This is a genomic window from Mesotoga sp. UBA5557 (assembly GCF_002425715.1).
Lineage (GTDB): Bacteria > Thermotogota > Thermotogae > Petrotogales > Kosmotogaceae > Mesotoga.
The window spans coordinates 17,481-42,615 of the sequence record NZ_DIMV01000044.1; the positions used below are offsets into that span (position 1 = coordinate 17,481).

Annotated in this window: 24 protein-coding genes; 10 read left to right on the plus strand and 14 right to left on the minus strand. The window is 45.5% G+C overall.

What is annotated here, in order from left to right; translation table 11 throughout:
- The first annotated feature begins 2 nt into the window (after nucleotides 1-2).
- Nucleotides 3-875 carry a hypothetical protein gene (locus B3157_RS05555; RefSeq protein WP_292589461.1) on the plus strand — a complete coding sequence of 291 codons (873 nt, stop codon included), beginning with the start codon at nucleotides 3-5 and terminating at the stop codon, nucleotides 873-875.
- Here the strand turns inward: B3157_RS05555 and B3157_RS05560 are convergent.
- The 10 genes from B3157_RS05560 to B3157_RS05605 are packed head-to-tail and all read right to left on the minus strand — an operon-like array spanning nucleotide 867 to nucleotide 10,428.
- Nucleotides 867-1,769, minus strand: a complete 903-nt coding sequence (locus B3157_RS05560; protein WP_214060353.1) for a diacylglycerol/lipid kinase family protein — start codon at nucleotides 1,767-1,769, stop codon at nucleotides 867-869. The two genes, B3157_RS05555 and B3157_RS05560, sit on opposite strands and share 9 nt — an antisense overlap.
- A 49-nt stretch (nucleotides 1,770-1,818) precedes the next feature.
- Nucleotides 1,819-2,595, minus strand: coding sequence for an OAM dimerization domain-containing protein (locus B3157_RS05565; protein ID WP_214060352.1), 777 nt, complete (start codon nucleotides 2,593-2,595; stop codon nucleotides 1,819-1,821).
- Entirely contained in the window at nucleotides 2,588-4,150 is a 1,563-nt protein-coding gene (locus B3157_RS05570; RefSeq protein ID WP_214078533.1) for a lysine 5,6-aminomutase subunit alpha, read from the minus strand. Before B3157_RS05570 ends, B3157_RS05565 begins: the two co-directional genes overlap by 8 nt.
- A complete protein-coding gene (locus B3157_RS05575) occupies nucleotides 4,147-5,520 on the minus strand; it encodes a MutS-related protein (protein ID WP_292589465.1) in 1,374 nt (457 codons plus the stop codon). The genes B3157_RS05570 and B3157_RS05575 overlap by 4 nt, the downstream gene beginning before the upstream one ends.
- Nucleotides 5,517-6,521, minus strand: a complete 1,005-nt coding sequence (locus B3157_RS05580) for a hypothetical protein (RefSeq protein ID WP_214059741.1) — start codon at nucleotides 6,519-6,521, stop codon at nucleotides 5,517-5,519. The genes B3157_RS05575 and B3157_RS05580 overlap by 4 nt, the downstream gene beginning before the upstream one ends.
- Nucleotides 6,518-6,928 (minus strand): MaoC family dehydratase, encoded by a 411-nt coding sequence (locus tag B3157_RS05585; RefSeq protein WP_214059740.1) that lies wholly within the window; start codon nucleotides 6,926-6,928, stop codon nucleotides 6,518-6,520. Before B3157_RS05585 ends, B3157_RS05580 begins: the two co-directional genes overlap by 4 nt.
- Entirely contained in the window at nucleotides 6,925-8,193 is a 1,269-nt protein-coding gene (gene ablA / locus B3157_RS05590) for a lysine 2,3-aminomutase (RefSeq protein WP_214059739.1), read from the minus strand. The genes B3157_RS05585 and ablA overlap by 4 nt, the downstream gene beginning before the upstream one ends.
- A gap of 9 nt (nucleotides 8,194-8,202) precedes the next feature.
- Complete coding sequence (locus B3157_RS05595) at nucleotides 8,203-9,234, minus strand: L-erythro-3,5-diaminohexanoate dehydrogenase (RefSeq protein ID WP_214059738.1); 1,032 nt, start codon at nucleotides 9,232-9,234, stop codon at nucleotides 8,203-8,205.
- Nucleotides 9,231-10,055 carry a 3-keto-5-aminohexanoate cleavage protein gene (locus B3157_RS05600; protein WP_292589468.1) on the minus strand — a complete coding sequence of 275 codons (825 nt, stop codon included), beginning with the start codon at nucleotides 10,053-10,055 and terminating at the stop codon, nucleotides 9,231-9,233. The genes B3157_RS05595 and B3157_RS05600 overlap by 4 nt, the downstream gene beginning before the upstream one ends.
- Nucleotides 10,048-10,428 carry a hotdog domain-containing protein gene (locus tag B3157_RS05605; RefSeq protein WP_214059743.1) on the minus strand — a complete coding sequence of 127 codons (381 nt, stop codon included), beginning with the start codon at nucleotides 10,426-10,428 and terminating at the stop codon, nucleotides 10,048-10,050. The genes B3157_RS05600 and B3157_RS05605 overlap by 8 nt, the downstream gene beginning before the upstream one ends.
- 233 nt (nucleotides 10,429-10,661) lie before the next feature.
- Between B3157_RS05605 and B3157_RS05610 the strand changes: the two genes are divergently transcribed.
- Together B3157_RS05610 and pepV are read left to right on the plus strand one after the other, a co-directional pair.
- The gene (locus B3157_RS05610; RefSeq protein WP_292589472.1) at nucleotides 10,662-11,666 is read left to right on the plus strand and encodes a mannose-1-phosphate guanylyltransferase; all 1,005 of its coding nucleotides are present in this window, start codon (nucleotides 10,662-10,664) and stop codon (nucleotides 11,664-11,666) included.
- Nucleotides 11,667-11,677: 11 nt separating this feature from the next.
- On the plus strand, nucleotides 11,678-13,063 hold the full coding sequence (gene pepV, locus B3157_RS05615; protein WP_292589474.1) for a dipeptidase PepV: 1,386 nt from the start codon (nucleotides 11,678-11,680) through the stop codon (nucleotides 13,061-13,063).
- 77 nt (nucleotides 13,064-13,140) lie between these two features.
- Here the strand turns inward: pepV and B3157_RS05620 are convergent, their stop codons facing one another.
- Nucleotides 13,141-14,472 (minus strand): MATE family efflux transporter, encoded by a 1,332-nt coding sequence (locus tag B3157_RS05620; RefSeq protein WP_214059734.1) that lies wholly within the window; start codon nucleotides 14,470-14,472, stop codon nucleotides 13,141-13,143.
- A 144-nt stretch (nucleotides 14,473-14,616) separates the two neighbouring features.
- Between B3157_RS05620 and B3157_RS05625 the strand changes: the two genes are divergently transcribed.
- The 7 genes from B3157_RS05625 to B3157_RS05655 all read left to right on the plus strand — a co-directional run bounded on the left by B3157_RS05625 (nucleotide 14,617) and on the right by B3157_RS05655 (nucleotide 20,929).
- Entirely contained in the window at nucleotides 14,617-15,060 is a 444-nt protein-coding gene (locus B3157_RS05625) for a CGGC domain-containing protein (protein ID WP_214059733.1), read from the plus strand.
- A gap of 44 nt (nucleotides 15,061-15,104) precedes the next feature.
- Nucleotides 15,105-15,686: a hypothetical protein gene (locus B3157_RS05630; RefSeq protein ID WP_292589477.1), complete on the plus strand. Its 582-nt coding sequence runs from the start codon at nucleotides 15,105-15,107 to the stop codon at nucleotides 15,684-15,686.
- Between the two features lie 47 nt (nucleotides 15,687-15,733).
- A complete protein-coding gene (locus B3157_RS05635; protein ID WP_292589479.1) occupies nucleotides 15,734-15,877 on the plus strand; it encodes a hypothetical protein in 144 nt (47 codons plus the stop codon).
- Between the two features lie 240 nt (nucleotides 15,878-16,117).
- Nucleotides 16,118-17,416, plus strand: coding sequence for an adenylosuccinate lyase (gene purB / locus B3157_RS05640; RefSeq protein WP_292589481.1), 1,299 nt, complete (start codon nucleotides 16,118-16,120; stop codon nucleotides 17,414-17,416).
- Between the two features lie 4 nt (nucleotides 17,417-17,420).
- The gene (locus B3157_RS05645; protein ID WP_292589483.1) at nucleotides 17,421-18,674 is read left to right on the plus strand and encodes an adenylosuccinate synthase; all 1,254 of its coding nucleotides are present in this window, start codon (nucleotides 17,421-17,423) and stop codon (nucleotides 18,672-18,674) included.
- Between the two features lie 31 nt (nucleotides 18,675-18,705).
- Nucleotides 18,706-20,094 (plus strand): cysteine--tRNA ligase, encoded by a 1,389-nt coding sequence (gene cysS / locus B3157_RS05650; protein ID WP_292589485.1) that lies wholly within the window; start codon nucleotides 18,706-18,708, stop codon nucleotides 20,092-20,094.
- A gap of 391 nt (nucleotides 20,095-20,485) precedes the next feature.
- The gene (locus B3157_RS05655) at nucleotides 20,486-20,929 is read left to right on the plus strand and encodes an OsmC family protein (RefSeq protein ID WP_214078547.1); all 444 of its coding nucleotides are present in this window, start codon (nucleotides 20,486-20,488) and stop codon (nucleotides 20,927-20,929) included.
- A gap of 46 nt (nucleotides 20,930-20,975) precedes the next feature.
- Here B3157_RS05655 and B3157_RS05660 read toward each other — a convergent pair whose 3' ends face one another.
- The 3 genes from B3157_RS05660 to ggt form a co-directional block, all read right to left on the minus strand.
- Entirely contained in the window at nucleotides 20,976-22,619 is a 1,644-nt protein-coding gene (locus B3157_RS05660; protein WP_292589488.1) for a S8 family peptidase, read from the minus strand.
- 146 nt (nucleotides 22,620-22,765) lie between these two features.
- Nucleotides 22,766-23,218 carry a large conductance mechanosensitive channel protein MscL gene (gene mscL / locus B3157_RS05665; RefSeq protein ID WP_099829951.1) on the minus strand — a complete coding sequence of 151 codons (453 nt, stop codon included), beginning with the start codon at nucleotides 23,216-23,218 and terminating at the stop codon, nucleotides 22,766-22,768.
- 179 nt (nucleotides 23,219-23,397) lie between these two features.
- Nucleotides 23,398-25,080 carry a gamma-glutamyltransferase gene (gene ggt, locus B3157_RS05670; protein WP_292589491.1) on the minus strand — a complete coding sequence of 561 codons (1,683 nt, stop codon included), beginning with the start codon at nucleotides 25,078-25,080 and terminating at the stop codon, nucleotides 23,398-23,400.
- Nucleotides 25,081-25,135 lie beyond the last annotated feature (55 nt).

The window sequence follows — 25,135 nt, forward strand, 5'->3', positions numbered from 1 at the left end:
ATATGAGAATTGCGATGGGATTGATTTTCGTCTTGGTTGGTGTCTTGCTGATCTTTGGATTGTTCACTGGAGACACACTTCTCAATGCCCTGGTCAATCTCGCAAATTACTGGCCGGTAATTCTTGTCCTGGTCGGGTTAAGCATTCTTTCGAGCGTAAAGGCCCTTCGCTGGATCAGATACGTTAATGTCCTGCTTATTGTCGCTTTTGTGCTGTTCATATTCTTTTGGCCCTCGCCATTTCTCTCGGGCGAGAAAGCCGTTAGGAATTCTGTGACACTTGAAGCTTCTGAGTCTTCCAGAAGCATTGAGATTCTACTCAACCTTGCGATGGCTAACATTACTGTTGAATCATTGATGGAAGATGTAGCGTCTTCAACGTTTGCGGTAGTCGAATATTCAGTTCGAGGCACCGATCTCAGGATTGAAGAGGATAGTACGCAGCTATCTCAAAGGTTTGTGATAAGACCTGATTCAAACGTCTCTTGGCTTGGAACAAGTACCGTTGTGATTAAGCTGAACCCAGATTATAACTATGTGCTCAAGTTTGACAGCGCGGTAATGAATGGCAGGTTCAATCTGGCTGAGCTGAAAGTTGACGAACTGAAGTTGAACGGGGCTGTTATTAAGACAAAATTGATTATACCTGAAGTGGGCCCCTCAAATACTAAAGTCAATGCTGCCATTATCAACTCAGAGGTTTTTATCCCAGACGGTATTAGGTCTATTCTGAAAGCTAATGCTGCCATACGGAATATTAGAACAGATCTGTCATATACCGGAGACAAAGAGTATGTGTTTGAGGGTTCAACATTTGACTTCAGCTCATATCTTACTTTTGACAGTGCAATAATGAATCTGAGAGTCCTACGCTGAAGCCAGTTTTAGAGCTTTGTCGCAAATGGAGATTTCCATGGGCAGGGTTCCGACAACCTCCCCATCCATCTGAATAATTACATCTCTGTCGCTTATGACAGAAATAGATCTGGCGTTTCTGTAGCTTACTGTATCTACGACTAGATGTTCACCGCGATAGATCTTCGGGAAGTGGTAAAGAAGACGGAGCTTTGACATCTTTGAGACACCAACTATGTCCATGAGCCCATCATCCACAAGTGCTTTGGGGGCGATTCTCATTCCTCCTCCAAAGTAGTTTCCGTTTGCCATAGTAAGAAAAAAGAATCTGTCCGAGAACTTTTCTCCGTCAATGGTGAAACTTAGCGGATAAGTTCTCGAAGTGATGAATTCGATCAGAAAGGAAAGCAAGTATGCCATCTTTCCACTGGTCTTGAATCTCGATTTGTTCATTCTGTTAGTGATTGCCGCATCGAAACCTGCTCCAACAACGTTTACGGCATATCTAGTTGAATTAGTGCCGTTGAAATCTTTGAAGTTTACCCTTAGCAGGTCGATCTCGCGAATTCTCTTTCCAGATGCTATTTTCACCATTTCTCTGTAGTCTTGTTTAAGGTTTATGGCTCTCGCGAGATCATTTCCTGAGCCAACGGCGACTATGCCGATAGAAGCTCCCGAATTGCCAGCTTTCATTCCGTTTATGACCTCATTCAGAGTCCCATCTCCGCCAACACTTATTATTCTCTCGTAGCCGCTGTTAAGAGCCACAAACTGCAGAGCATCGCCTATACCCGTCGTTATGTGTAGGTCATAATCACCAAGTTTTTCGCGAATCAGTTCGGAGATGTAGCTTTCAAACTCACGGCCTGCTTGACCATGACTGGCATTTGGATTAACTACTACGAGCGTATTCAAAACACTTTACCTCCGCTTAAGCTACGATGGTAGATTCTATCACAAGTTATCAGACCACAGACTCGAGTTTGTGGACAATGAAACTTGCTACATCTTCAGCAAAAGTGCCTGGCCCGAATCCCGCATCGTATCCTAATTCCTTTGCCAGTTCATGAGTTATTCTTGCTCCACCTGCCACCAAGACGATCTTCTTTCTAATGTTTTCCGCTTCAAGAAGCTCCACAAGGGCAGTCATATTCTTCAGATGAACGTTCTTGGCAGTTACAGTTTGAGATACCAGAATAGCATCGGCTTTTAGTTCAATTGCCCTTGCTACCAACTCCTCGTTTTGGACCTGGCTACCTAGATTGTGAGCATCAATGTTCCTGTATCGTTCCAACCCATAGTGACCTGCAAAGCCTTTCATATTCATTATTGCGTCAATGCCAACAGTGTGAGCGTCCGATCCCGTGCTAGCTCCAACCACAACTACCTTTCTCCCTATCCGCTCTTCAATGAACCTGTCGATCTCCTCCATAGACAGTTTCTCCATTGCTATCTTGGGAACTCTAATAGAAGTGTAGTCAACTGAATGGGAGGATTCTCCGTATGCTACAAAAAAAGTGAATCCGGTCGTCATCTCTCTTGAAAACGAGATCTGAGGATTTTTTAGGCCCATCTTTCGCATCAATAATCTAGCAGCCTCATCGGCCTCGGGACCAAATGGGACAGGAAGGGTGAAACTCAGCTGAACTTTGCCGTCGTTCATCGTGTCTCCGTAGGGAGTGATCCTGGTGAGATCTACTGCAGCCGGAAGATCATTCTTTTTGTATGAGTTTTTATCCATCACAACTCCCTCCAAGCATCTTCTCGATAAATGGATTCCTGTAGCTGTTTCCCTTTTTTACGACTCCCTCCAGTCCCTTCCCGCCGTGGAGTGATCGCCTTATGTTTGCAAAAGTTCCCTTCTCTAGTGTCTCAAACAAACCTACTGATTGAATTTCCTTCAGTAGATCCACGGCTTCATCTAACACTCTGGAAGCTCTTTCCTGGATTATGCCGTCTTCTTTGAATACTATCTCATCACTGAGATTTCGCAGGTTATTGAATATGTACCGTGCGTTTTCAATTGCAAGGTACCTATCGCTCATGAAGGGAGTGTGAATCGCTTCAGTAAGCATTCCTAAAAGTTGAATACCCTGATTAGTCATGATGGAAATCACATTGAAAAGAGTATCCTGAGCGTAACCCATGAAGATGTTTCCTGTCATGAACTTTGTAGGAGGCATGTATTTCAGTGGCGCCTTCGGAAATATCTCCCGGCTCATCTGCGCTTGAGCAAGTTCGTACAGGAAGCCGTTTTCTATTGAGGGATCCATTTCGAAAGCGTGCCCAAGACCCATCTGTTCCTCGGGAATACCTGCCATTAATGCCAGCCTTTCGTTTATGAACTGGGAAGCCAGTACCGTGTGTGCTTCTTCATAAGCATCGGCCGTAGTGAGGTAGTTATCTTCACCGGTATTGATTATTACTCCGGCGAATCCATTAATGACCCTTGAAAAGTATTGGTCGATTATGGTCCTCTTCATGTTTATATCTCTGAAGAGGATCCCATAGAGTGCATCGTTTAGCATTACATCAAGTCTTTCAATAGCTCCCATTGCCGCAATTTCCGGCATGCAAAGTCCGGAGCAATAATTACAGAGCCTGATATATCTTCCTACTTCTTCTCCAACTTCATCAAGCGCAGACCGCATTATTCTGAAATTCTCTTGAGTGGCGTATGTTCCACCGAAGCCTTCCGTTGTCGGTCCAAAGGGGACATAATCCAGAAGGCTCTGCCCCGTCGATCTGATTACTGCTACTATGTCGGCGCCTTGCCTTGCTGCCGCCCTTGCTTGAACCACATCCTCATAAATGTTTCCAGTTGCTACTATCACGTAGAGATAAGGTTTCTTGCCTTCGCCCAGCTCCTGTATAAGAGAGTCGCGCTTAACTCGATTCAAGCGAATCTTCTCAACTGTCTCTTCCACTAAACCGTCGATAGCTCCAAAGACTTCGACTTCAGGTCCGTAACCGAGACTTCTTAGGTCAAGTCTGCCATGTGAGATCTCCTCGGCAATTCTCTGTGGAGAGAGACCGGTTACGAGTATGGCATTGCCTATTGCGTATGCTGCGCCTTCGCTTAATAGGTTCGCGGATTTGAGGTGATCGACAACTACGTTTGACATTGGAACATCGTACTCATCGACTCCATCTATCCCGAGAAGCCTACATATTGCTCTCTCTACACTTACTGTAGTATGTTCGTTGACGAAATTGTGCACTGCGTCAGCTATCTTTCGAGAGTAATTCCGCGCTTCTTCTACTTTATTCCAGTCTAAGTTCAGTTTTCCTTTCATTCACAGCCTCCCACAATACTGCCTTTTATCAGCTCTATGAATTCCTTGTCAAGTCCCATAATACGGGCGATTGCAATAGCCTCCTTCGGAAAGATTACTTTGTCCCTCATTTCTATAAGTGAGTGGTCAACGTAGTAAGAAATCTCCCTGTCTCTTTCGGTTTCAATTCTGTGGTGATCAACACCTTTAATCATAAATAACTGGGCGGAGTTGATTTGGAGTGCCTCCTCGTAATGAGATGTGAAAATGGAGCGGCACTTGGGGTTGCGACCGAGATAATCGGCAGAGGCTATCAAGAAAGCGGGACCTTCAACAGGATTAGTGCTCCGACCGATCTCGTCGAACAGGAACAGGCCCGCGATTTCCGCTTGAACTATCTCTATTGCTTCTTTCAGGTGTTGAATTTCTCCCGCAAACGACGACAGCCCATCGGTGAAAGACTGTTTGTCCCCGCTGAAATAAACCACCGACTCGTACACGGGAATAAAAGCTTTATTTGCAGGAACAAAGAGACCGTACTGAAACATTGTTTGAAGAAGAGCGACACTCCTGAGAAGAACGGATTTCCCGGTCATGTTACCGCCAACGATGACAACCTTTCGTCCAAAGTTTGCTGAAAATGGCTGGAACTCCTTCCCCTTTTTTCTGAGGCTCTCGGATATCTCTGGATTGAAGAGATCTTCGAACTCATACTCTCCAGAAGAGATTTCTGGTTTCCTCAAGCCTAGCTTCTTATTCAGATCGGTGAGAGCGATTACTAGGTCTATGTTTCCGGTCTTGTTAATCGCTTCCTCGAGGACGTCACGATACTCTCTTAGTCTATCCGAAAGATCGGCTCTCACCCTCCTCTCAATCTCGAAGTTCTTCTGAACAAGTTCATCAAGACTCTTGGTATGTTCTCCACCTATACGCTGTAACCTGTGAAGCTCCTTCCTAACCTCACCGAGTGCATCGTCGAAGTTATTGGAGATATAGAAGCTCTCTGTTTGGGAATTATCAGGGTCTAGAATTGAAAACACGGGCGAAAGGCATGGAAGTTGCATCCATGAGCCGCAAGTTCCTAGTTCTTCCCTTAGCTTTTCGCACCAGTAAGTGAAGCTCTTGATTTCAAAGAGCTCTATATCCTCAAGCAAATTTCCACCGGAGAGGTTTGAGATTGTACCCCTAACATCCCGGATCCTTGATAAAATTCGCTTAAGTGAAGGTACGATCTCTTCCTTCTTGAGAATCTCCTCTTGCCTTCTGTGAATTTCTTCTATTGACTTTCTGTTGGTAAGAAAGGTGAGATTACGCAGCGCCTCTCTTCCAATAGGTGTTATTGGCTCAATGAGAGAGATTATGTATTCAAATCCGCAGTCAAGGTATTTCAATTTGCCGTCTCCTCCAGAACATCGATTACGGGAACACTGATAAACTTCTCCAGGGCTTCTACAAGCTCTCTTGACTTGACACTGAAACCTGTTGGCGAATAAGGGTTCACCGTTACCGCGATGAGATTGGCTGGATAAACAACTTCAAGTCTTCCTCCGGATCTTTCGTACTTCACGAGAGTTTGTTCGTCAACGAAAATACATGAAAAATCTCTAATTACTACTCTCGTTCCGGGTTCTGCAAGACGAAGCAAAACGGAAGATGTCAGTGATCCGTTTATGTAGATTGTTTTCCCCACAGTATCTGTGCTTGAGTACGATGCTGTCAAGGATGAGGAGGATAGTCTTTCAAAGACCCCATTATCATCTATCCATACACCGATCTCGAGGGGGAGTAGGCGATTTCGGAGCTCTCTTTCTGCACCGGGAAGAGAGATCAGCTTCACCGCAAAACGTGTCTTTCTTACTAATTCTTCTAAGTTCATCGACAGAGCGGCACCGGTTGCAAGGATTATTCCGTCCGATATTCGTGGAGCTCCGGGGCTAAGTCTCGATGTAGAACCATCTATAAGAACCTTATCACAGCCATAGGATTTCAACGTCTTTACAGTTTCGCACAGATAGTCCAAAATAGATGGCCCCGAAATTATTACTTTCCCAGCAGTCTCTGCTCTTGCGAAGACCGTTCTGCCGAGAGGGGATCTGTAATCCCTCAGGTCTAACACAGTGGCGGAAAACCGTCGGTTGTGGAAGTCCTTCTCGGATGTTGCGAAATAAGTGCCTTTACTGACATTGATCTCGGGCTTTTTATTCAGGTAAATCTGGTCTATCTTCTCACCTTCAAGTCCCGTTGATGTCAGTCCAACAGAGACTCCCTCTTTTCTAAACTCTCTCAACAGCCGATTAAGTACGACCGTCTTACCGGTGTTCTTTTCCAGGCCGATCACGGATACTGTTTCAATTCCATCGGTTAATTCAATGACGCTGATGGGAGGTCTCATTCTCCAGTGAAGAGCAGCAATGCTTCGCCGTCAACTGCCTTCTCTCCATTGCTCTTCTCGACAGTTGTACGAACCAGTAGTCTCTTTTTCTCTTCGTTCTTTTCGAGGATTTCGATAGTGATCTTCACTTCCTCTTCCAAAAAGATTGGCTTCAAGAACTTGACTTCTTGTTTCATGTAGATAGAACCCGGTCCAGGAAAGTCATTTCCAAGGATGGCCGAGATGATTCCTACAGAAAGCATCCCGTGAGCTATCCTCCTTCCAAAACGTGTGTTTTTCGCGAATTCTTCGTCAGTATGAACAGGATTCTTGTCGCCAGTCAACTCGGCAAATGAATCTACCATAGCTGTTGTGATCACTCTCTTTGTAGAGAAACTTTTGCCTTCATAGAAATCTCGAAATCTCATTTCTTCACCTTCTTTTCTTTCCACTTCTTAATTCTTTCTCTTCTCTGAAGGGTCGTGGGTTCGAAACTCATGGAATTTCCATAAAGAAGGTCGGAGACACCCGTAAACTCGTATTTCTCTTTATAGAGACTGTCATCAACGTCGCTGGAAGTATCCTCCGGCTCATGATACGTGGTTATTACCCCTTCATAATTTCTTAGAACGACTACTCTATCTGACTCGGAGATGTTGTACTGGGGCATCACTCTAATCTTACCGCCTCCGCCGGGGGCATCGACCACGAACGTTGGGACGCATAGTCCCGAAGTATTTCCAATCAAAGACTCCATGATTCCTATTCCTTTCCTTATGGAAGTTCTGAAATGGCCAATTCCTTGAGAGAGATCGCACTGATATATGTAATAGGGTCTAACTCGTATTTTGACAAGCTGGTGTACGAGCTCCATCATTATGTAGGGGGAATCATTCACTCCTCGAAGGAGAACGGATTGATTTCCCAACGGTATTCCTGCATCAGCGAGCATTTCGCATGCTCTCGTAGAATCGGGAGTGATCTCCAGTGGATGGTTGAAATGAGTGTTAATCCAAATCGGGTGGTATTTTCTCAGCATTTCTACAAGTTCGGGAGTCACTCGTTGGGGAAGAACGACAGGTGTCCTGGTGCCAATTCTGATTATCTCCACGTGGCGGATCTTTCTCAGCTCGCTAAGAATGTACTCGAGATATTCGTCTCCTACAAGCAATGCATCTCCTCCGGAGAGCAGCACATCTCTTACCTCTGGGGTTTGCCTAATGTATTCAAGTGCATCGTCAATTTCCTTTCTCGTTCTTGGCTTATCGAGTTGACCGGCAAATCTTCGTCGTGTACAATGCCTACAGTACATCGAGCACTGGTCTGTAATTAGAAAGAGGACCCTGTCGGGGTATCTGTGAGTGAGTCCCGAAACCGGAGAGTCTTCATCTTCATGAAGTGGGTCAATCATATCCCATCTGTCGATTCTCAGTTCCTTGTCCGTGGGAACTGCCTGCCTTCTTATCGGGCATCTTTGATTGATTGGGTCCATGAGAGTTGCATAGTACGGTGTAATTGACATTCGAAGTGTTCTAAGGCACTCGGCAATTCCGAGGGCTTCTTCTTCGGTGATTTCGATTATCTGCCTGAGAGCTTCAACAGTCTTGATTCTGTTGGCTACCTGCCAGCGCCAGTCACTCCATTGAGCAGTAGTAACCTCTTTCCACATTGGAATTTCCCTGTAATCTCGCATTGCTCCACCTCAAATGTATAGCTTCTGAAAAAGCCTTCTAATACTGTCTGATTCTCTCAAAATGTCCAACGCAAGCTCATCGTGGCCTTTGGTATACCCGTTCCCGATGATCATGGTAATATCCTTCCCGACACCTTCTGCTCCTAGGGCTGCTCTGGTAAAGGAGGTGGCCATGCTGAAGAAATAAACTATGCCTTCGTTTTTGGTAACGAGTATCGAGCTCATCTCAGTGTTGGGAACATTCACATTGTTTACTACCACATCACAGAGCTTACCTGCTGTCAGTTCGTGAATCTTATTGTAGACTTCAAGAGGCTTTGTTGCATCTGCAATAACTACCTCATGGGCAAGGTTAAGCTCTTGGATCCTCTTCGCATTTTCTTCAGAATATTCTACTACAATCACTTTTCCTGAGTCACCGCATTTCTTCATCGCTTGGTAGCAACATAACACTCCGGATTTTCCGCCACCCCCAAGTATTGCTACACTCATACCACGCTGCACAAGCTTGTCGACTTGCGCCGGAGCTCCCGCAACGTCCAGAACTGCAAGGGCCATCTTAGCGGGAATATCTGATGGCAGTTTTGCGTATATCCCACTCTCAAACAGTATAGCCTTCCCTTCGACATCCACCTGATCTTTTTCGAGATGCACCTTCAGAATCCTCTCGATTTTCAGCGGCGTCAAGGATAGCGAAACAAGTGAGGCAATTCTGTCGCCAACTTCTAATTTACGGTCTTTAAGGGCTTCTCCTATCCGCGAGACTCGACCAATTAGCATTCCTCCTGAGCCTGTAACTGGATTCTGAAGCTTCCCCCTATTGTTGACTATATCAATTATCATGGCAGCGATTCCCAATTCATCGTCTTTGCAAGCTTCTCTCATCTGGGTGAAACTAGCGGAGTCAACGTTAAGGGTTTCCACATCAACGGAGATTTCGTTGTCATAAAGATCCTCTGAGTTGTCAATTTTTCTCGCTGCTTGAGGGAGGAATCCGAGCGGCTCAATAACTCTATGGCTCCCAAATGGACATCCCTTCATTTATCTTTCCTCCTAATTCCAAGTATTTCTCTTGCTTCGTTAGGAGCTGCTATGTCTCTGCCCAACTCTTTTGCGATTCTCACTACTCTATCCACCAGCTGAGCGTTAGAAACCGCAAGCTCTCCCCTTCTATAGTAGATGTTGTCTTCAAATCCCACTCTAACATGTCCTCCCATCAGGATGGCAACTGTTGCCAAAGGGAGCTCATGCCTACCAATTCCTGCTGCGGTCCAGGTACTGTCAGTCGGTATATTGTTAACCATGTGAATCAGGTCTTCGATATTCCCTGGGCAGGCACCCGGAACACCAAGAACAAAGTCAAAGTGTATTGGGCTTCCTAACAGTCCTTTTTTTTGCAAACGTAGAGCATTTTCTATCATGCCTCTTTCAAATACCTCTATCTCAGGCTTTATTCCTTTCTCTTTCATCTCCAGAGCGAAATACTCCATTGTTTTCTCTGAATTGAAGAAGACATCATCTCCAAAGTTGCACGTTCCGGCAGAGAGGGTCGCCATCTCCGGATTGATCTCAAGAGGTTGAGATCTCTCTTCCACTTTATGCCATACTGCTCCACCGGTGGATGGCTGGAATATCAGATCGCACTTGCTTCTGATTCTTTCCATAATTTCTCTATAGATTTCACGATCCTGTGTGGGCTTTCCCGACGAGTCTCTTGCATGAACGTGGACAATGCTCGCTCCTGAGAGAAAACACTCGTATGCTGCCTCCGAGATTTCTTCAGGAGAAACCGGTAGCGCCGGTTGTTGTTTTTTCGTGACTTCTGCACCGGTAAGAGCTGCAGTGATTATCAACTTATCCATCGTTTTTCCTCTGCTTGTTCTTGGGTACTACGCATGTACCACTAGCTCTGCATACTAGGACAGGTTCAGAAAGGCTCTCAGCCGCGGAATTATTGATATCAGGTCTTGCCTGAGCAACTTTGAAGGCTTGAAATGTCATCTTTCTAGATGTGTTGCCTCTAGAGACAATTTCCCCTGTTGCTTCAATGTAATCCCCTGCGTAGACGGGAGCGAGAAACTCAACGTTATCATAGGCTTTGAAAAGCCCTTCATCGCCATCGCTTGTAATCAAGAGCTCAGTAGCCACGTCTCCGAACATCTGAAGGATTCTTGCTCCATCAACAAGGTTTCCCCCGTAATGAGCATCATGAAGACTCATTCTCACTCTAACCATCGTCTTTTCCAAAACAACACCCCCTTCATTTATTTTGCCTTCAAACTGTAACTTTATCAAAGCTCGCCGGCGCTAATTAGAAACGTACAGGGTCGAACAATAGTTTCTATGTCTCTCTTTCTATTCTGTTATACACGATTTTTCCGAAAAATTACCTCTCCGCCTTTGCCGGGTAAAGCTCTACCTTTCTGGTATGCTATAGATATCGGATCTATCGGGAAGGAGAGATGTGCATGGTCAAGACTCTAATAATGGCTGGGGGAATAGGGGAAAGGCTTTGGCCTGTTAGCGTAAAAAAAAGACCCAAGCAATTTCACAAGTTTGGGTCAAACAAAACGATGATTGAAGAGACTATCGAAAGAATGGAAGAGCTTACCGACGAGACAATCATAATTACTACAAGAGAGCAATATCCTCTTATGCAGTACTATCTGCCTCTCTTCCCGAGTGAAAATGTGATTTTCGAGCCGATGAGAAGAAACACTGCTCCCGCCATCGCTCTCGGGAGCAGTAGGTTTTCTCCCGAAGACATTATGGTTATTGTTCCCGCAGATCACGTAATAAGAGATAAAGAAAATTTTCTTAAGACGTTAAGGACGGCGATCAGATTTGCTGAGTCTCACGAATCGCTTGTTACTATAGGAATAACTCCCACACATCCCTACACAGGCTATGGATACATAGAGAGGGGAAATGTGGTTGATGAAAACGATGAGGTCTATGCGGTGAAGAAGTTCCACGAAAAGCCTGACTACGAGACTGCTCAGCAGTATTTTCGGTCAGGCAGGTTTCTTTGGAATTCGGGGATGTTTGTTTGGAGGAAGAGCGTTTTTGATTCAGAGCTTTCAGAGAACTTCCCCGATCTATTTTCTGTAATCTGCGAGATCAAAGACAGGCCCGAAGAAATCGAAGAGATCTATGAGAGACTTCCGAAGATTTCGATTGACTACGGTCTAATGGAAAGGTCTTCTAGAGTTGTTACTGTGCAGGGGAATTTCTACTGGAATGACATAGGGTCCTGGGATGCGGTTTATGATTTGCTAATTAAAGACAAGAACGGGAACGCAATTGAAGGAGAATTCTCAACAAGAGAGGTGAAAAACTGTTTGCTGATCAATCACACACAGAAGAAGCTGGCAATATCCGGTATTGATGGCTATATTTTGGTGGCAAGTAGTGAGGGAACTCTATTATGCAAAAGAGGAGAGTCACAGGAAATAAAAGAGATAATAGTGTAAGGAGGAGAAAAGTGGATAGAAAACTTGACGAAATTGTGATTTCCCTGAAGGAGGAACTGGTAAGATCAATATCCGATTCAATTAAAATCAAGTCGGTTCAGGATACTCCGGTGGATGGCGGTCCCTTTGGCAAAGGGGTAAGGGATTCGCTTGATCAAACTATCAAGTTGGCGCAGAAGCTAGGCTTTGAGGCAAGGAACGCCGATGGGTATGTGGGCATAGTAGATTATGGATTGGGCGAGACTTTCGGTGTTCTTGGTCACCTTGATGTAGTTCCAGAAGGAGAAGGTTGGGAAGTTCCACCTTACAGCGGCCTGGTGAAGGACGGAGAGATCTGGGGAAGAGGAACTCAGGATGACAAAGGCCCTATGATTGCAGCACTTTATGCTCTCAAGGCAATAAAGAACTATGTTAAGAAGCCCTCCAAGAGAATTAGGCTTATTTTCGGAACAAACGAAGAAACTGGCTGGGAGTGTATGAAGTACTATGTCAAGCACGAAGAGATCCCAGATTTTTCTGTGACACCCGATGCCGATTTTCCTGTGATTTTTGCGGAGAAAGGAATAGTGAATTACGGGATTTCAGCACCTGCCATCAGTAGAGAGAAAGGGCTGGTAATCGAGAACTTGACTGCCGGAGAAGCACCAAACATGGTTGCTTCGTCAGCAAAGGTCGTTCTCAGGGGTGCAGACGACGAGATTCTAGAGAAAATTCGCTCCTTCTCACCGAAGAATAATACTAAACTAGAGATAAATAAGTCGGATAGAAGAGTTGAGATTTCGATAACGGGAATCTCCGCTCACGGATCAACCCCAAATAAAGGGCAGAGCGCATTGGCAGCTCTGGTAGATCTTCTCGCGGAGCTTCCCCTGGAGGATTCCGAGATGAAGAGGCTCTTGAGTACAATAAGAAACAAGATTGGTTACGAATTCTATGGCGAATCGTTAGGAATTTCCGGAAGGGATTCGATGTCTGGAGAATTGACTCTCAATATGGGAACTCTCAGGCTTCAAGCCGGAGTCCTGAAGCTGGTAATTAACATCAGATACCCCGTTTTCTTCAATGAAGCAATGATAAGATCGCAGATTGAAGAGGCTTTCAATGGATTCCGGGTCGAAACCTACCATCACCAGAAGCCGCTTTATGTATCTCCCGATTCGGAATTGGTAAAGATGTGCAGGGAAGTATATAAGGAAGTGACGGGACACGATGAAGAACCGATAGCTATTGGTGGAGGTACGTACGCCCGGGCAGTACCAAATGCCGTGGCTTTCGGAGCTTTGTTGCCCGGAAACGTTGAACTGGCCCATCAGCCAAATGAAAGGATATCGATTGAAGATGTTCTTCTCGTGGCAAGAATTTACGCTCAGCTCTTCCTTAGGTTTCTGCAGACCTGAGTAAGAAGCAGCTTGCATGACAAGTTTATCTAGGGCCGAAGAGACTGTTACTCGGCCTTTTTTGATCCGGGTTGCTCCTAATCAACAACGTTTTTCAGCCACTTCCAGGTCAAGGTCCTTCTGACTCCCAGAATTGCCTTGAAGAGCTCTTCAATCATCATCGCGACGTAGACGAGAGTGAGCGGCCATTTCAGTACCAGTCCGGTGACGGCCACAAGAGGAATTCCCACTCCCCAAAGCGATGCAATCTCGATGATCATAGCTGCTCTGGTGTCTCCTCCGCTTCGGAGAACCCCGACGATGTTCACTGCATTAAACATTTTGATTGGCTGGGAGATGCCCACAATGATAATTATGGTTAGGACAATATTCTTAAGTCCCTGATCAATATTGTAGAAATTCACGATGATCCTCGAAAGCAGAATGATGATAAGGCCGGTTGCCACTGCGGTCATCACAGTAAGCTGAAGCAACTTCTTTGCGTTATACTTTGCCTGAGTGAAGTTATTCCTTCCCAGTTCTGCTCCAACCATGACAACTGTCGCTGAAGCTAATCCACCAAAAATGACGAACCCGAAGTTTTCGATGGTGCTAGAGATATTCCTGGCAGCTATAAACTCAGTACCCATTCTTGCCATGACAAGCGAGTACATTGTAATACCCAGGCTCCACAGAAACTCATTTACTATCACCGGAGTAGCATATTTCATAAGCCTTTTGAAAAACGGTGCTTCGAACTTGAAGGCGAATTTTGAAAGCCTTACGGGGGTTTTCCTTCGCAAGACAATATTGACAAAAATCACGAACTCCACAAATCTTGACAGGAGAGTTGCGAGTGATGCTCCATAAACACCTAGAGGTTGGATTGGCCCAAAACCAAAAATCAGCACGTAGTTCACCACTGTGTTAATCGACAGAGCGACAAGACTTACATACATAGGGATTCTGGCTTTTTCCACTGTTCTCAAAGCCATCGCGATAATAAAAGAAAATGATGTCAGGAACGTTGAAAAGGCTACTGGCCTTGCATATGTCGCGCCGGTTCTTATTACTTCAGTATCGGTAGTGAAGATCATTAATACTCTTTCGGGGAAAAAGAACAACAGCACAAAGAATACAACGGCGGCTCCCATGGTAATGTAGAGAATGTGCCCGAGCGTCTTCTCGATGTTCTTTTCGTCTCTTTTTCCCCAGTACTGCGAAACGAATATTCCGGCTCCGCTAGAAACTCCAAAGGTGAGAATATTGAGGATGAAAACCACCTGATTCACCAGACCCACGGAAGCTATTGCGGTTGTGCCTAATTGTCCAATCATGAGGTTATCAACGAGATTGAGGCCGCTAGACATCAGGTTTTGAAGTGTTATTGGTATCGCAATGGAAAGCATTCGCTTAGTGAAATCCTTCATATCGACCTCCAAAAAATGAACCGTTGAATTATACAGCTATTTCTCGAGATAGGCAATAGTAGTAGCATTTACCGAAGAAGCTAAAGCATCATGAATTGCTATAATGATGATGATAAGTATTTCACGTTAGAAAGGGGTGTCTCTGTGAAGAAAATCGGAATAATCATTTGTGGTCGCTATCAGAGTTGTGGGGGAGGGAAGTGTCTCAGAGCAATGAGAGAACATGTGGGTGGTTTTTCCATTTATCCTGATGAAGAAGAACTGGTTCTTGTCGGTTATTCTTATTGCGGAGGCTGTCCGGGGGGAAATGTAGAATACGTGCCTCAAGAGATGATCAAGAACGGAGCCGAAGTAATTCATCTCGCAACGGGAACGGTGGTGGGTTATCCACCTTGTCCACGACTAAGTCATTTCAAGGAGTTCATTGAGAGTTACTATGAGATTCCAGTCGTGATCGGGACTCATCCCATACCAATGAAATATCTCACTGCCCACGAGAAGCTTTCATTCTGGGAGAAATCAGACATGTATGAAAAAGCGGAACACCTGATGAAAGAGGATAGGGAGATAATGAAGGCGTATGACTGATCCGGAATCTCCCGATCTTGTCGGGCCTGAAACCGGGGGAAGAGATGATCAGTGAGAAAAGAATCTCTCAGTATATTCGAATCGCGTTGAGCACTATCAGTGCCGACAGAGAATCGAAAGAGAAAATTAGAAGAGAAATGAACTACGATATCCAAAACAAGGTCTTCGACAGCGGTAAAGAGAACCCTTTTGAAGTGCTGGGAGACCCTTCTGCGTATGCCAGAGAATTCATAGAAGAGAGGAAATCCACTTACACCCAGGTTCACACGAGGCTATCTCGGACTTACGGTATCGGAGGCCACGCCGGTTATGAGTTCATTTCAAAGTCAACTGTTTTAGGCCTGCCTTTCATCCACATAAATACGCGTCCGTTTGGAGTTGCAAAAGGCATCATTGCAGTCGTGAATGTGGCAATCGGAGTGTTGGCCATTGGTGGAGTTTCAATCGGACTTTTCAGCTTGGGAGGGGTAGCGCTTTCTCTTCTGCTTTCTCTGGGTGGAGCATCTGCCAGTCTTTTCTCTGCATTTGGCGGATTGGCAATTGCGCTGTATCTGGAGGCGGGGGCCTTGCGGTTTCCTTTGATTTTGCAGTGGGGGGAGCAGCTATTGCAAGAAACTATGCGATAGGAGGCTTTTCATCTGCGAGAGTGGCTATCGGAGGAGATGCAAGAGGTGTGGTTGCAATATACGAGCAGAATGGAGTTGGGAATTACCTTCTCAGATTGCCAAGAACGGCAGACCAGATAATTGACTTTGTGATCTCAAAAGGTGAAGAAATAAGCGACGTATTTGAATGGGCCGTTAGGCTGATTTATTGACTCTTAGAGACAGCCCCCCATTAGAAGCTCCACTTTTCTATCTCATTCTGAGTTGGTTCTTCGGATATGATAACCAGTCTGCTCTTGTCAAATCCCGGCAGAAGCTGGACAAAGATGGTTCCCAATTCTCTTCATATCTGCCCCGATTTGACCATAACCTTTTTCATTGGAATGACACATATGAAAAACAATGGCAGATGGTTTGATGTAAACTATTATCTGTTGGATGGGAGGTAGACTATGATAGAGAGATATGCGCTTTCCCCCCTGAAAGAACTTTGGGAACTGGAAGCCCAGTACAAAAGATGGCTCGAAGTGGAACTGGCCGTCGTCAATGCCTATGAGAAGACAGGGCGAATTCCTCAAGGAACGCTTGAAAAGATGAAGTCCGCTGCAAGAATTGATTTGGAAGCTATTTCCGAGATTGAAAAGCAAGTAGATCACGATGTCATTGCTTTCATAAAGTTCGTGACACAGGGAATGGGGGATGAAGCCCGTTATTTCCATCTTGGATTAACATCATCCGATGTTGTGGACACTGCCCTTTCGCTTGCCGTTAGAGAGTCCGGGCGCCTTATTGTCGGGTCTCTGGAACAGCTCTCGAGAGCACTGAAAGAAAAAGCAGTTGCCTATAAAGATGTAGTATGTATGGGTAGGACTCACGGCATACATGCTGAACCCACTTCGTTTGGGCTGAAGTTTCTATCGTTCTTTGTTGAAATAGAGAGGGCAATCCTTCGCTTGAACGTAGCTATAGATGGTTGCTCAGTTGGGAAACTGAGTGGAGCCGTTGGAAACTACGCTAATATTTTGCCGGAGATCGAGAGTATTGCTCTTGGCGAGCTCGGTCTGAGGCCGACCGCTGTTTCCTCCCAGATCATCCCGAGGGATATACACGCCGAGTTTCTTTCGGCGCTGGCAATTACGGCCTCTTCAATAGAGAGAATGGCTGTGGAGTTCAGGCATCTCCAGAGAACAGAGGTCCTGGAAGTTCAAGAGCCATTTAAGAAGGGGCAGAGAGGCTCTTCCGCTATGCCTCACAAAAAGAATCCCATTATATGTGAAAGGCTCACCGGTATGGCGCGTTTGATAAGAAGTTACGCAGGTGCTTCACTAGAAGATATCGCCCTTTGGCATGAAAGGGACATCTCCCATTCCAGTGTAGAGAGAGTAGTCCTGCCGGATGCGACAATGCTTCTGTATTATATGGCTGAGAAGTCTGTTTATCTTGTGAGCAATCTTGTTATCTATCCCGAAAGAATGAGAGAAAACTTCAAGGCCTCCAGAAACCTTGTTTTCTCCCAGAGGGTCATGTTGGCCTTGATTGAGAAAGGTATGTCGAGAGAGGAAGCTTACAGGTTGGTACAGGAGTTGTCAATGGATTGCTGGAACGGCAATCTTGATTTCGAACAGTTGGTTCTTACTAATCAAGTGATCACAGGGCTCATGAATTCAGAAGAGATTGGAAGACTTTTCAATCCTGATTATTTTTTGAGAAACGTTAATTGCGTATTTGAGAGAGTTCTTAATGGAGGTTGACCGAGTGAAGAAACTGGCCGTTGTTGGAGCCCAATGGGGCGATGAAGGAAAAGGAAAGGTTGTCAATTACTTTTCCAGGGATTTTGAGTGGATAGTAAGGTTTTCCGGTGGCGCAAATGCCGGTCATACGATCTATGTTGAGGATAAAAAGTATGTGAATCATCTTTTGCCCTCGATAAATCCCGTGATTGATTCAAAGGGCTTTCTTGGTGCAGGGATGGTAATAGATGTCGGGCAGTTGATTGAGGAACTGAAAATCCTGGAAAGAGATTTCCCAGGCATCTCCAGTAGATTCTATCTTGATCCCGAAGCCTTCATCGTTCTTCCCTGGCACAAAGAGGAAGACCTGTTGCTTGAGAAGATGCGCAAGGTACCGATCGGCACAACGGGAAGAGGGATAGGACCCGCTTATACCGACAAGGCATCGAGAGAGGGGCTGAAGCTCTTCGTCCTCTTTGACGAGGCACTCTTGAGAGAAAGACTCGAAGCGATATATCACATGAAGCGGAGCAAGTATAACAGGGATTTCGCTGTCTCTATAGAGGAAATGTTGGTCTATCTGCAAGGTTTTAGAGCTGAGCTTGAAAGGCTCAGCGTCAATTTCACAAGTGCGGTAGATATGTATAGAGTCTTCAGGAGTACTTCCGTCTTGTTTGAAGGAGCTCAGGGTGTTCTTCTGGACCTGGATTTTGGCACATATCCCTTTGTGACATCGGGGGCGTGTATGGCTCACGGGGTATCCTCGGTAGGTTTTTCTACTTTTGAACTAGACGGTGTCTACGGGGTTCTCAAAGCTTACACGACTCGAGTAGGAGCCGGCCCCTTTCCGACAGAAGAGTCCTCCGGGGTAGGTGGGCTTCTGCGCGAAAGAGGAAAGGAATTCGGTGCAACAACTGGTAGAGCGCGAAGGATAGGCTGGCTGGATCTTCCCGCTCTTAGGTATGCAAAAATCAGGTCTGGTCTAACGGGCCTCGTTATTACGAAAGGAGACGTACTGAACGGACTGGATGAAGTGAAAATCTGTGTGGCGTATGATGTCGATGGAGTCATAAAGGAATTGCCTTCTACTTCGTATGATTTTTTCAGAGCAAAACCAATTTACGAAACTGCTAGTGGATGGCCCGTTACTGATCACGTTAACTTCCTGAAGTACATGACTTTTATCGAAAGAGAAACGGGTGTCGAGATTGACTATATCTCATATGGGCCGAAAACTGAAGAGATGAAAACCAGGAACGATCTTATATTGAACATATAGCCCGGTTTTGGGGAAGGAGGGAAGGCAGAGAATGGAAATACTACTCACGAACACGATGTCACGAAGAAAGGAAGTCTTCAAGCCGCTAAGGGAAGGCGAGGTGGGCATATATACTTGTGGACTCACTGTTTATAACTTCGCTCACATTGGTAACCTAAGGGCGTACGTCTTTGCCGACACCCTCAAAAGGATGTTCCTTTTCAACGGGTACAAGGTCAATCATGTCATGAATATTACTGATGTGGGCCACTTGACCGGAGACGAGGATGAAGGCGAGGACAAGATGGAAGCCGGTGCAAGACGCGAGGGGAAAACCGTCTGGGAGATAGTGGACTTCTATACCAAGGCTTTCTTCGACGATCTGAAGAGATTGCGCATCATCTTCCCAACTGTCACATGTAGGGCAACCAGGCACGTAGACGACATGATTGACATGATAAGCAAGATAGAATCTAACGGATACACATATGTCGCTGGTGGAAACGTATATTTCGACACTTCGAAACTGCCGGACTATGGAAAGCTGGCAAGGCTTAAGCTTGACGAGGACAAGATGCGTTCTAGAGTGGAAAGCGATCCCTATAAAAGGAACCCCTTTGATTTCGTCCTGTGGTTCACTCGATACAAGTACGATAGCCATGCAATGCAGTGGGACTCTCCGTGGGGCAGAGGTTTTCCGGGATGGCATATCGAGTGTTCTGCGATGTCTTCGAAGTACCTCGGTGAAAGATTCGACATCCATACGGGCGGCATAGACCATATTCCAATTCATCACACAAACGAGATTGCCCAGAGCGAGGCCGCTTTCGGTCATGAATGGGTTAATTACTGGCTCCATTCTGAATTCCTCGTCATCGGCGAGGGGGAGAAGATGTCCAAATCCTTGGGCAACTTCATTACTTTGCAGACGCTGATCGACAAGGGTTACGATCCTGCAGAGTATCGATACTACCTTCTGGGAGCTCACTATAAGAAGCAGTTGGCTTTCACACTCGAGGCTCTCGATGGAGCGAAAAGCGCCATGAAGAGGCTTACCACTAAGATAGGAGAACTGAAGGGATCAGAAGCACCTGTTAGTAAACTCAATTCAGTGCTTCTGAATGAATTTCATGAAGCAATAAACGACGATCTGAATACACCCAGGGCACTCGCTGTTTTGTGGAAGGTAGTAGACAGCGAGGATCTTTGTCCTGGCGAAAAGCTCTCATTGATCAACGAATTTGACAGAGTTCTTGGACTAGGTCTTTCCGAAATCGAAACTGAGGTAATTCCCGAAGAAGTAGAAGAGCTTGCAAAGCAGAGAGATCAGGCTCGAAGGGGCAAGGACTGGAAGAAAGCAGATGAACTGAGGAAACTGATTTCCGAAAAGGGGTATGAAGTTCTGGACGAAAGAGACGGATACAAGATAAGAAAGAAGTGAATCGCAGCGAACACCGGTAGATGAAGAGTTTTCCGTGAATTCAACGTTTCTCGATGTCACGTTTGCAGTAGGATCTTGGCCTAAGATCTGTCTTCAAGCAGAGTTTTTTGACTTGTGAAGGAGGTTTTTCTTACAGGTTCGGTTTTCTTCACGGTTCTCACTTCAGACAACGATCTGTCCATCCGTACCATATCGTACGATATAAATACTTCAGTTTATGAACTCAGAACCAGTAGGTAAATGACAAAGGACTTCTGTTCATTGCGTTTCTGCAGACTTGGTCCGTCATTATTGCGGGTATTTAACTGATAATTTATATCGGCTTAACTGAGAAGAATCTCCATGCTGTTAGAATATTTGTGAAAGATATAACAAATTAGGAGGTATTTGTATGCCAGATGCGAATTTCAGAGTGAGAGCAGTTTCGGAAAGTCCGACGCGAGTTGCCGTAAAGGCAAGGAATTTTACTATGATAGTTGATGAGCCACCAAATCTCGGTGGTGACGATAAGGGTGCCAATCCTGTCGAGTATGTTTTGGCCGCATTGGCCGGTTGTTTGAATGTAGTCGGACATCTTGTAGCAAATGAGATGGGCTTTCAAATAGACAAGCTGGAGATCGATGTTTATGGCCCGCTGAACCCGGCCAGATTGTTTGGCAAATCGTATGAAGACAGAGCGGGTTACAAGGAAATAACCGCAGAGATGAAGGTTGACACCGACGCAGATGAAGAGACACTCAAAAGATGGGTCGAGGCTGTGGAGGACCGTTGCCCGGTCTCTGATAACCTGGGAAATTCTACACCGGTAAGGGTGGTTGCAAAAGAACTTACATAGGTCTGATAAATCTGAGAGGGCTCCTTCAGAGGAGCCCTTTCAGATTCTAATAACCGGACGATTCGTTGACCGGAAAGAACTGGACCGGAGTCTCGAGCTCATTATGCCCGCTGCTGAAAAAAGATAGAGTCACGGCGTTCTCAATTTCCGGGTGCCAGGTTGTAGTTGCACTGGAGCTAGAGAAACCGTAATAGCCCAGGAGGTCGCCTTTGTCGATCTCTTTGTTTCCATTGAAATCTCTCCAGACCCTTATTTTGATGTAATTTTCCGTGAGTCCGCTTACGTAAAATGAACCGTCTGCCTCAACTTCGGCTTCCTTCAGAACCTGGCCCGAAGTGGAGAGGATTTGGACCAAGAGAGGTCTCCGCTCTTCGTCGAAATTTAGAGCATCGAATGCCTGAATAAGGCCGTATCCATAGTACTGATCCCATCCCGGATCTCCCAGATCAAGGGCCGTTCCCCGAAGGATCTTCCTGATAATCTCTTCGCCAGAAGAATCTCTGCCTGCGTAACCTTGTGCCATCAAGAGAGCCGCAAGCCCCGTTACATGTGGCGCCGCCATCGAAGTGCCATACATAGCGGAATAAGTGTTTCCCTCGCCAAACGAGTATCCCGTGCTCAATATCTGTGGGGATGACGAACCTCCCGGAGCGACAAAGTCAAGATGTTCTCCGTAGTTCGAGTAGCTTGCCCTTTGCATCGTATTGTCGACTGCGCCTACTGATAGTACTTCTTCGTAGGAAGCCGGATAATACGGCCTTGAGGAATAGTAATTGCCTGAGGCAGCTATCATCAAGACTTCATTTTCCGATGCGTATTGGATGGCTGCTGCAACAACCGGAGAGTCCGGCCCCGCAAGGCTCATGTTTATAATCTTTGCTCCGTGATCAACCGCAAAAATGATGCTACTAGCGAGTATGTCATCGGTGGTTTTTCCTGCTTCGAAAATTTTGATTGGAATGATTGTGCAATACTCTCCCCATGTAATCCCAGAAACACCCAAAGAATTATTCGTTTTCGCAGCAATCGTACCTATGACATGGGTTCCGTGGGATCTAACGGGATCATAATCTGTAGGGTCATCATCACCGTTTATTAGATCGTATCCCGGAAGAAAGACACCTTCTAAATCCGGATGATCCAGCCTAGCGCCCGAGTCAATAACAGCTACAACAACCGTTGACGATCCCCTTGCAATTGTCCAGGCTTGAGGCATCTGAATCATCGGGTAGTTCCACTGATAAGGATACAACGGATCGTTGGGGACACTCTCCTCGGATTGAAGAGTGAAAATCTTTTCCGGCTCGATTGATTTAACTCCTTCAATGCCATACAACGAAGATGGATCGTTTGTTTTCACAACTGCATAGCCAAGAGACCCGTCTCTTGAATAGAACTCATCAAGGATCTCTACTCCAGAAACGCCTGAGATTATTCCTGAATTAAACCCTCTATCAAATAGGACAACGAATTGATTACTCAGGAAACCCTGCTCAATGTCTTTAGTGGAAAACGTGGGAGAATATGCCGCGGTTCTTTGAAAATTATCGATTGCTGAAGTTTCTGGAAAGTAAAAAATGACCTGACCTGAAAGAGAGTAATAAACCTCGGGTTTGATGCATCCCGTTAGCGAAAAACAAAGAACAATAAAAAGCGTAATCAAAAGCGCGAAAAATTTCCTAAGCAGCATCTGAACCTCCGGATCTAGATAGAAAGATTGTACCATCATCTCTGAAGCATTGTATTCCTTTGACAAATCGATTTAGATAACAACCACGAATGGAAACACGCAAACAAAAAAAGCGGCCGCTAGGCCGCTTTTTGCTTGTTATTATCTCAAGTTTTCTTTCCAAGTTCAGATGTACAGTTAGGACACCTCACTGCATCGATAGGAATCGATGTGTGACAGAAAGGACAGGTCTTGGTTGTTGGTGCAGCCGGAGCCTCTTCTTTCTTCAGTCTGTCCCGCATTTTGTTGATTGCTCTTATAATCAAGAAGATCACAAAAGCGAGAATAATGAAATTAATAATCGCGTTGATGAAAAGACCGATGTTTATAGTTGCTGCACCGGCCGCTTTTGCCTCTGCGAGTGTTGCATAAGATTCCCCTGATATGTTTATGAATAGGTTGCTTAAATCAATGCCGCCTGTGAATAGACCGAGAATTGGCATCAGTATGTCGTCTACAAGAGATCTCACAATTACTTGAAACGCACCACCGATTATGATACCAACAGCAAGATCAATGACGCTGCCGCGACTGATAAACTTCTTGAACTCTTTCCACACACCACTCACCCCCCTCTACCCATGACGTTATAAAAAGATTATAATCTGGTTTAATTCCAAAAGCAAAGTCCAAAACACTCTTAATAAGCGGTTCGTTTTGATCTACTCACCAACACCATTATTAAAATTAGACTCTGCATTGCTTTCGATTGAGCTTCGGGGAACTCCAAAACATCATCTCAATAAGCGACAGCCTGCCCGTCTCTTCTGGGATCGGCTCCTCCAAATAGTATTCCAATATCTCTGTTGAACAAGACGGCATGAACCCCACCGAAGTAGGGATCATAGTCGTTTCTTACAGTTATGTCATGTCCCATTTCGATTAGCCTATTGTAAGCGTTAATTGATATCCTTCCTTCTATGGTCATCGGGCCAGTCTGTGTCCTAAATACTCTGGGTGCGAGAATTGCTTGCTGTACAGTCATTCCGTGGTCAATGATGTTGCTTATCGTTTGAGCCACAGTAGTGATAATCCGTGTACCTCCTGGCGCGCCGATAGCCATATATGGTTCACCTTCAGGATCAAGAACGAGTGTAGGACTCATGCTGCTGAGAGGCCTTTTCCCGGGTTCGACTGAGTTTGCTGAGCCGGGGGTTTTTACGAAGTCGTCCATGTGATTATTGAGAATAATTCCTGTTGTCGGTACAACAACGCCGGAACCAAAGAAGTAATTTATGGATTTTGTAATAGCAACCATGTTTCCTTCTCTGTCCATAACAGAAAGATGAGTAGTGCTTCCGCTTTCGAACTTCCAGGGGTCACCGGGTTCGACGGAATCAAGTGGAATGCGCTTATCGATTTTCTCAGCAAGGATCCTAGCATAATCTTTCGAAGTTAGTCCCTCGAGAGGAACATCTACAAAGTCAGTATCTGCCATGTATTTTGATCTATCTGCAAAAATCAGTTTCATTGCCTCCGACCAGATGTGGATCGTCTCGGCAGTGTTGTCTCCCATCGATCCGACATCGAAATTTTCCATAATATTTAGGAGTTCAATCACATGAGTTCCTCCAGAGCTGGCAGGTGGAACTGACAGAATAGTGTAACCTCGATACGTGCCAACAACTGGTTTTCGAACCTTCACTTCATAATTTGCAAGATCATCCATTGTCATTACTCCGCCGCGTTTCTGAACTTCGGCCACAATCTTCTCGGCAATTTCCCCAGAATATATCGCATCTTTCCCGTTCTCTACGATAGATCTTAGCGTATCGGCCAAGTCCTTTAGTACAATAGTCTCACCCACTTCATAAGGAATACCTCCATACTTCAAATAGAGGTCTACGCCATTTTCCATCATCATTATCTTCTCGTAGTTATCGCTAATAATTGAAAAAAGGTTAACTGTTACAGGGATTCCCTTCTCGGCCCAGTCTATGGCTGGCTTAATTACTTCTTCTCGAGAGAGCGTTCCGTAGTTTTCAAGAGCGTACAACAGGCCGGCGACTTCACCCGGAACCCCGACGGCCTTTCCTCCGATGACGCTCTCATAGTTTACTGGGCGATTATTCTCGTCAAGATTGAAAAAAGTGGGGCTTGTAGCGTTCGGTGCAGTTTCTCTGAAATCAATAACTACTGCTTCGTCCATATCGGCCAGCTTAATTATCATGAATCCTCCGCCGCCAATTCCAGAAGCATTAGGTTCCAGAACACCTATCGCAAATGCCGCAGCTATCGCAGCGTCTACCGCATTCCCTCCCATCTCGAGAATTCTAACGCCTACTTCTGAGGCTTCGGGTTTTGCGGCCGCAACAACTCCATTTCTTCCGTCTGCATCCCTTCCATAAAGGTTAAGAGGGTTCGATGCCAGGACGGTCCCAGCGATTAGTATTGATACAAGAAGAAACATGATTTTTCTCATTTTTCTCTCCTCCTCCTTAAACATGAGATTACCTTAACGTATAAGTCTAGCATTT

Coding starts and splice junctions, on each gene's coding strand:
- B3157_RS05555 (WP_292589461.1), top strand. CDS start 3: ATGAGAATTGCGATGGGATTGATTTTCGTCTTGGTTGGTGTCTTGCTG.
- B3157_RS05565 (WP_214060352.1), bottom strand. CDS start 2,595: ATGGATAAAAACTCATACAAAAAGAATGATCTTCCGGCTGCAGTAGAT.
- B3157_RS05570 (WP_214078533.1), bottom strand. CDS start 4,150: ATGAAAGGAAAACTGAACTTAGACTGGAATAAAGTAGAAGAAGCGCGG.
- B3157_RS05580 (WP_214059741.1), bottom strand. CDS start 6,521: ATGAGACCTCCCATCAGCGTCATTGAATTAACCGATGGAATTGAAACA.
- B3157_RS05585 (WP_214059740.1), bottom strand. CDS start 6,928: ATGAGATTTCGAGATTTCTATGAAGGCAAAAGTTTCTCTACAAAGAGA.
- ablA (WP_214059739.1), bottom strand. CDS start 8,193: ATGCGAGATTACAGGGAAATTCCAATGTGGAAAGAGGTTACTACTGCT.
- B3157_RS05595 (WP_214059738.1), bottom strand. CDS start 9,234: ATGAAGGGATGTCCATTTGGGAGCCATAGAGTTATTGAGCCGCTCGGA.
- B3157_RS05600 (WP_292589468.1), bottom strand. CDS start 10,055: ATGGATAAGTTGATAATCACTGCAGCTCTTACCGGTGCAGAAGTCACG.
- B3157_RS05605 (WP_214059743.1), bottom strand. CDS start 10,428: ATGGTTAGAGTGAGAATGAGTCTTCATGATGCTCATTACGGGGGAAAC.
- B3157_RS05610 (WP_292589472.1), top strand. CDS start 10,662: ATGGTCAAGACTCTAATAATGGCTGGGGGAATAGGGGAAAGGCTTTGG.
- B3157_RS05620 (WP_214059734.1), bottom strand. CDS start 14,472: ATGAAGGATTTCACTAAGCGAATGCTTTCCATTGCGATACCAATAACA.
- B3157_RS05630 (WP_292589477.1), top strand. CDS start 15,105: ATGATCAGTGAGAAAAGAATCTCTCAGTATATTCGAATCGCGTTGAGC.
- purB (WP_292589481.1), top strand. CDS start 16,118: ATGATAGAGAGATATGCGCTTTCCCCCCTGAAAGAACTTTGGGAACTG.
- cysS (WP_292589485.1), top strand. CDS start 18,706: ATGGAAATACTACTCACGAACACGATGTCACGAAGAAAGGAAGTCTTC.
- B3157_RS05655 (WP_214078547.1), top strand. CDS start 20,486: ATGCCAGATGCGAATTTCAGAGTGAGAGCAGTTTCGGAAAGTCCGACG.
- B3157_RS05660 (WP_292589488.1), bottom strand. CDS start 22,619: ATGCTGCTTAGGAAATTTTTCGCGCTTTTGATTACGCTTTTTATTGTT.
- ggt (WP_292589491.1), bottom strand. CDS start 25,080: ATGAGAAAAATCATGTTTCTTCTTGTATCAATACTAATCGCTGGGACC.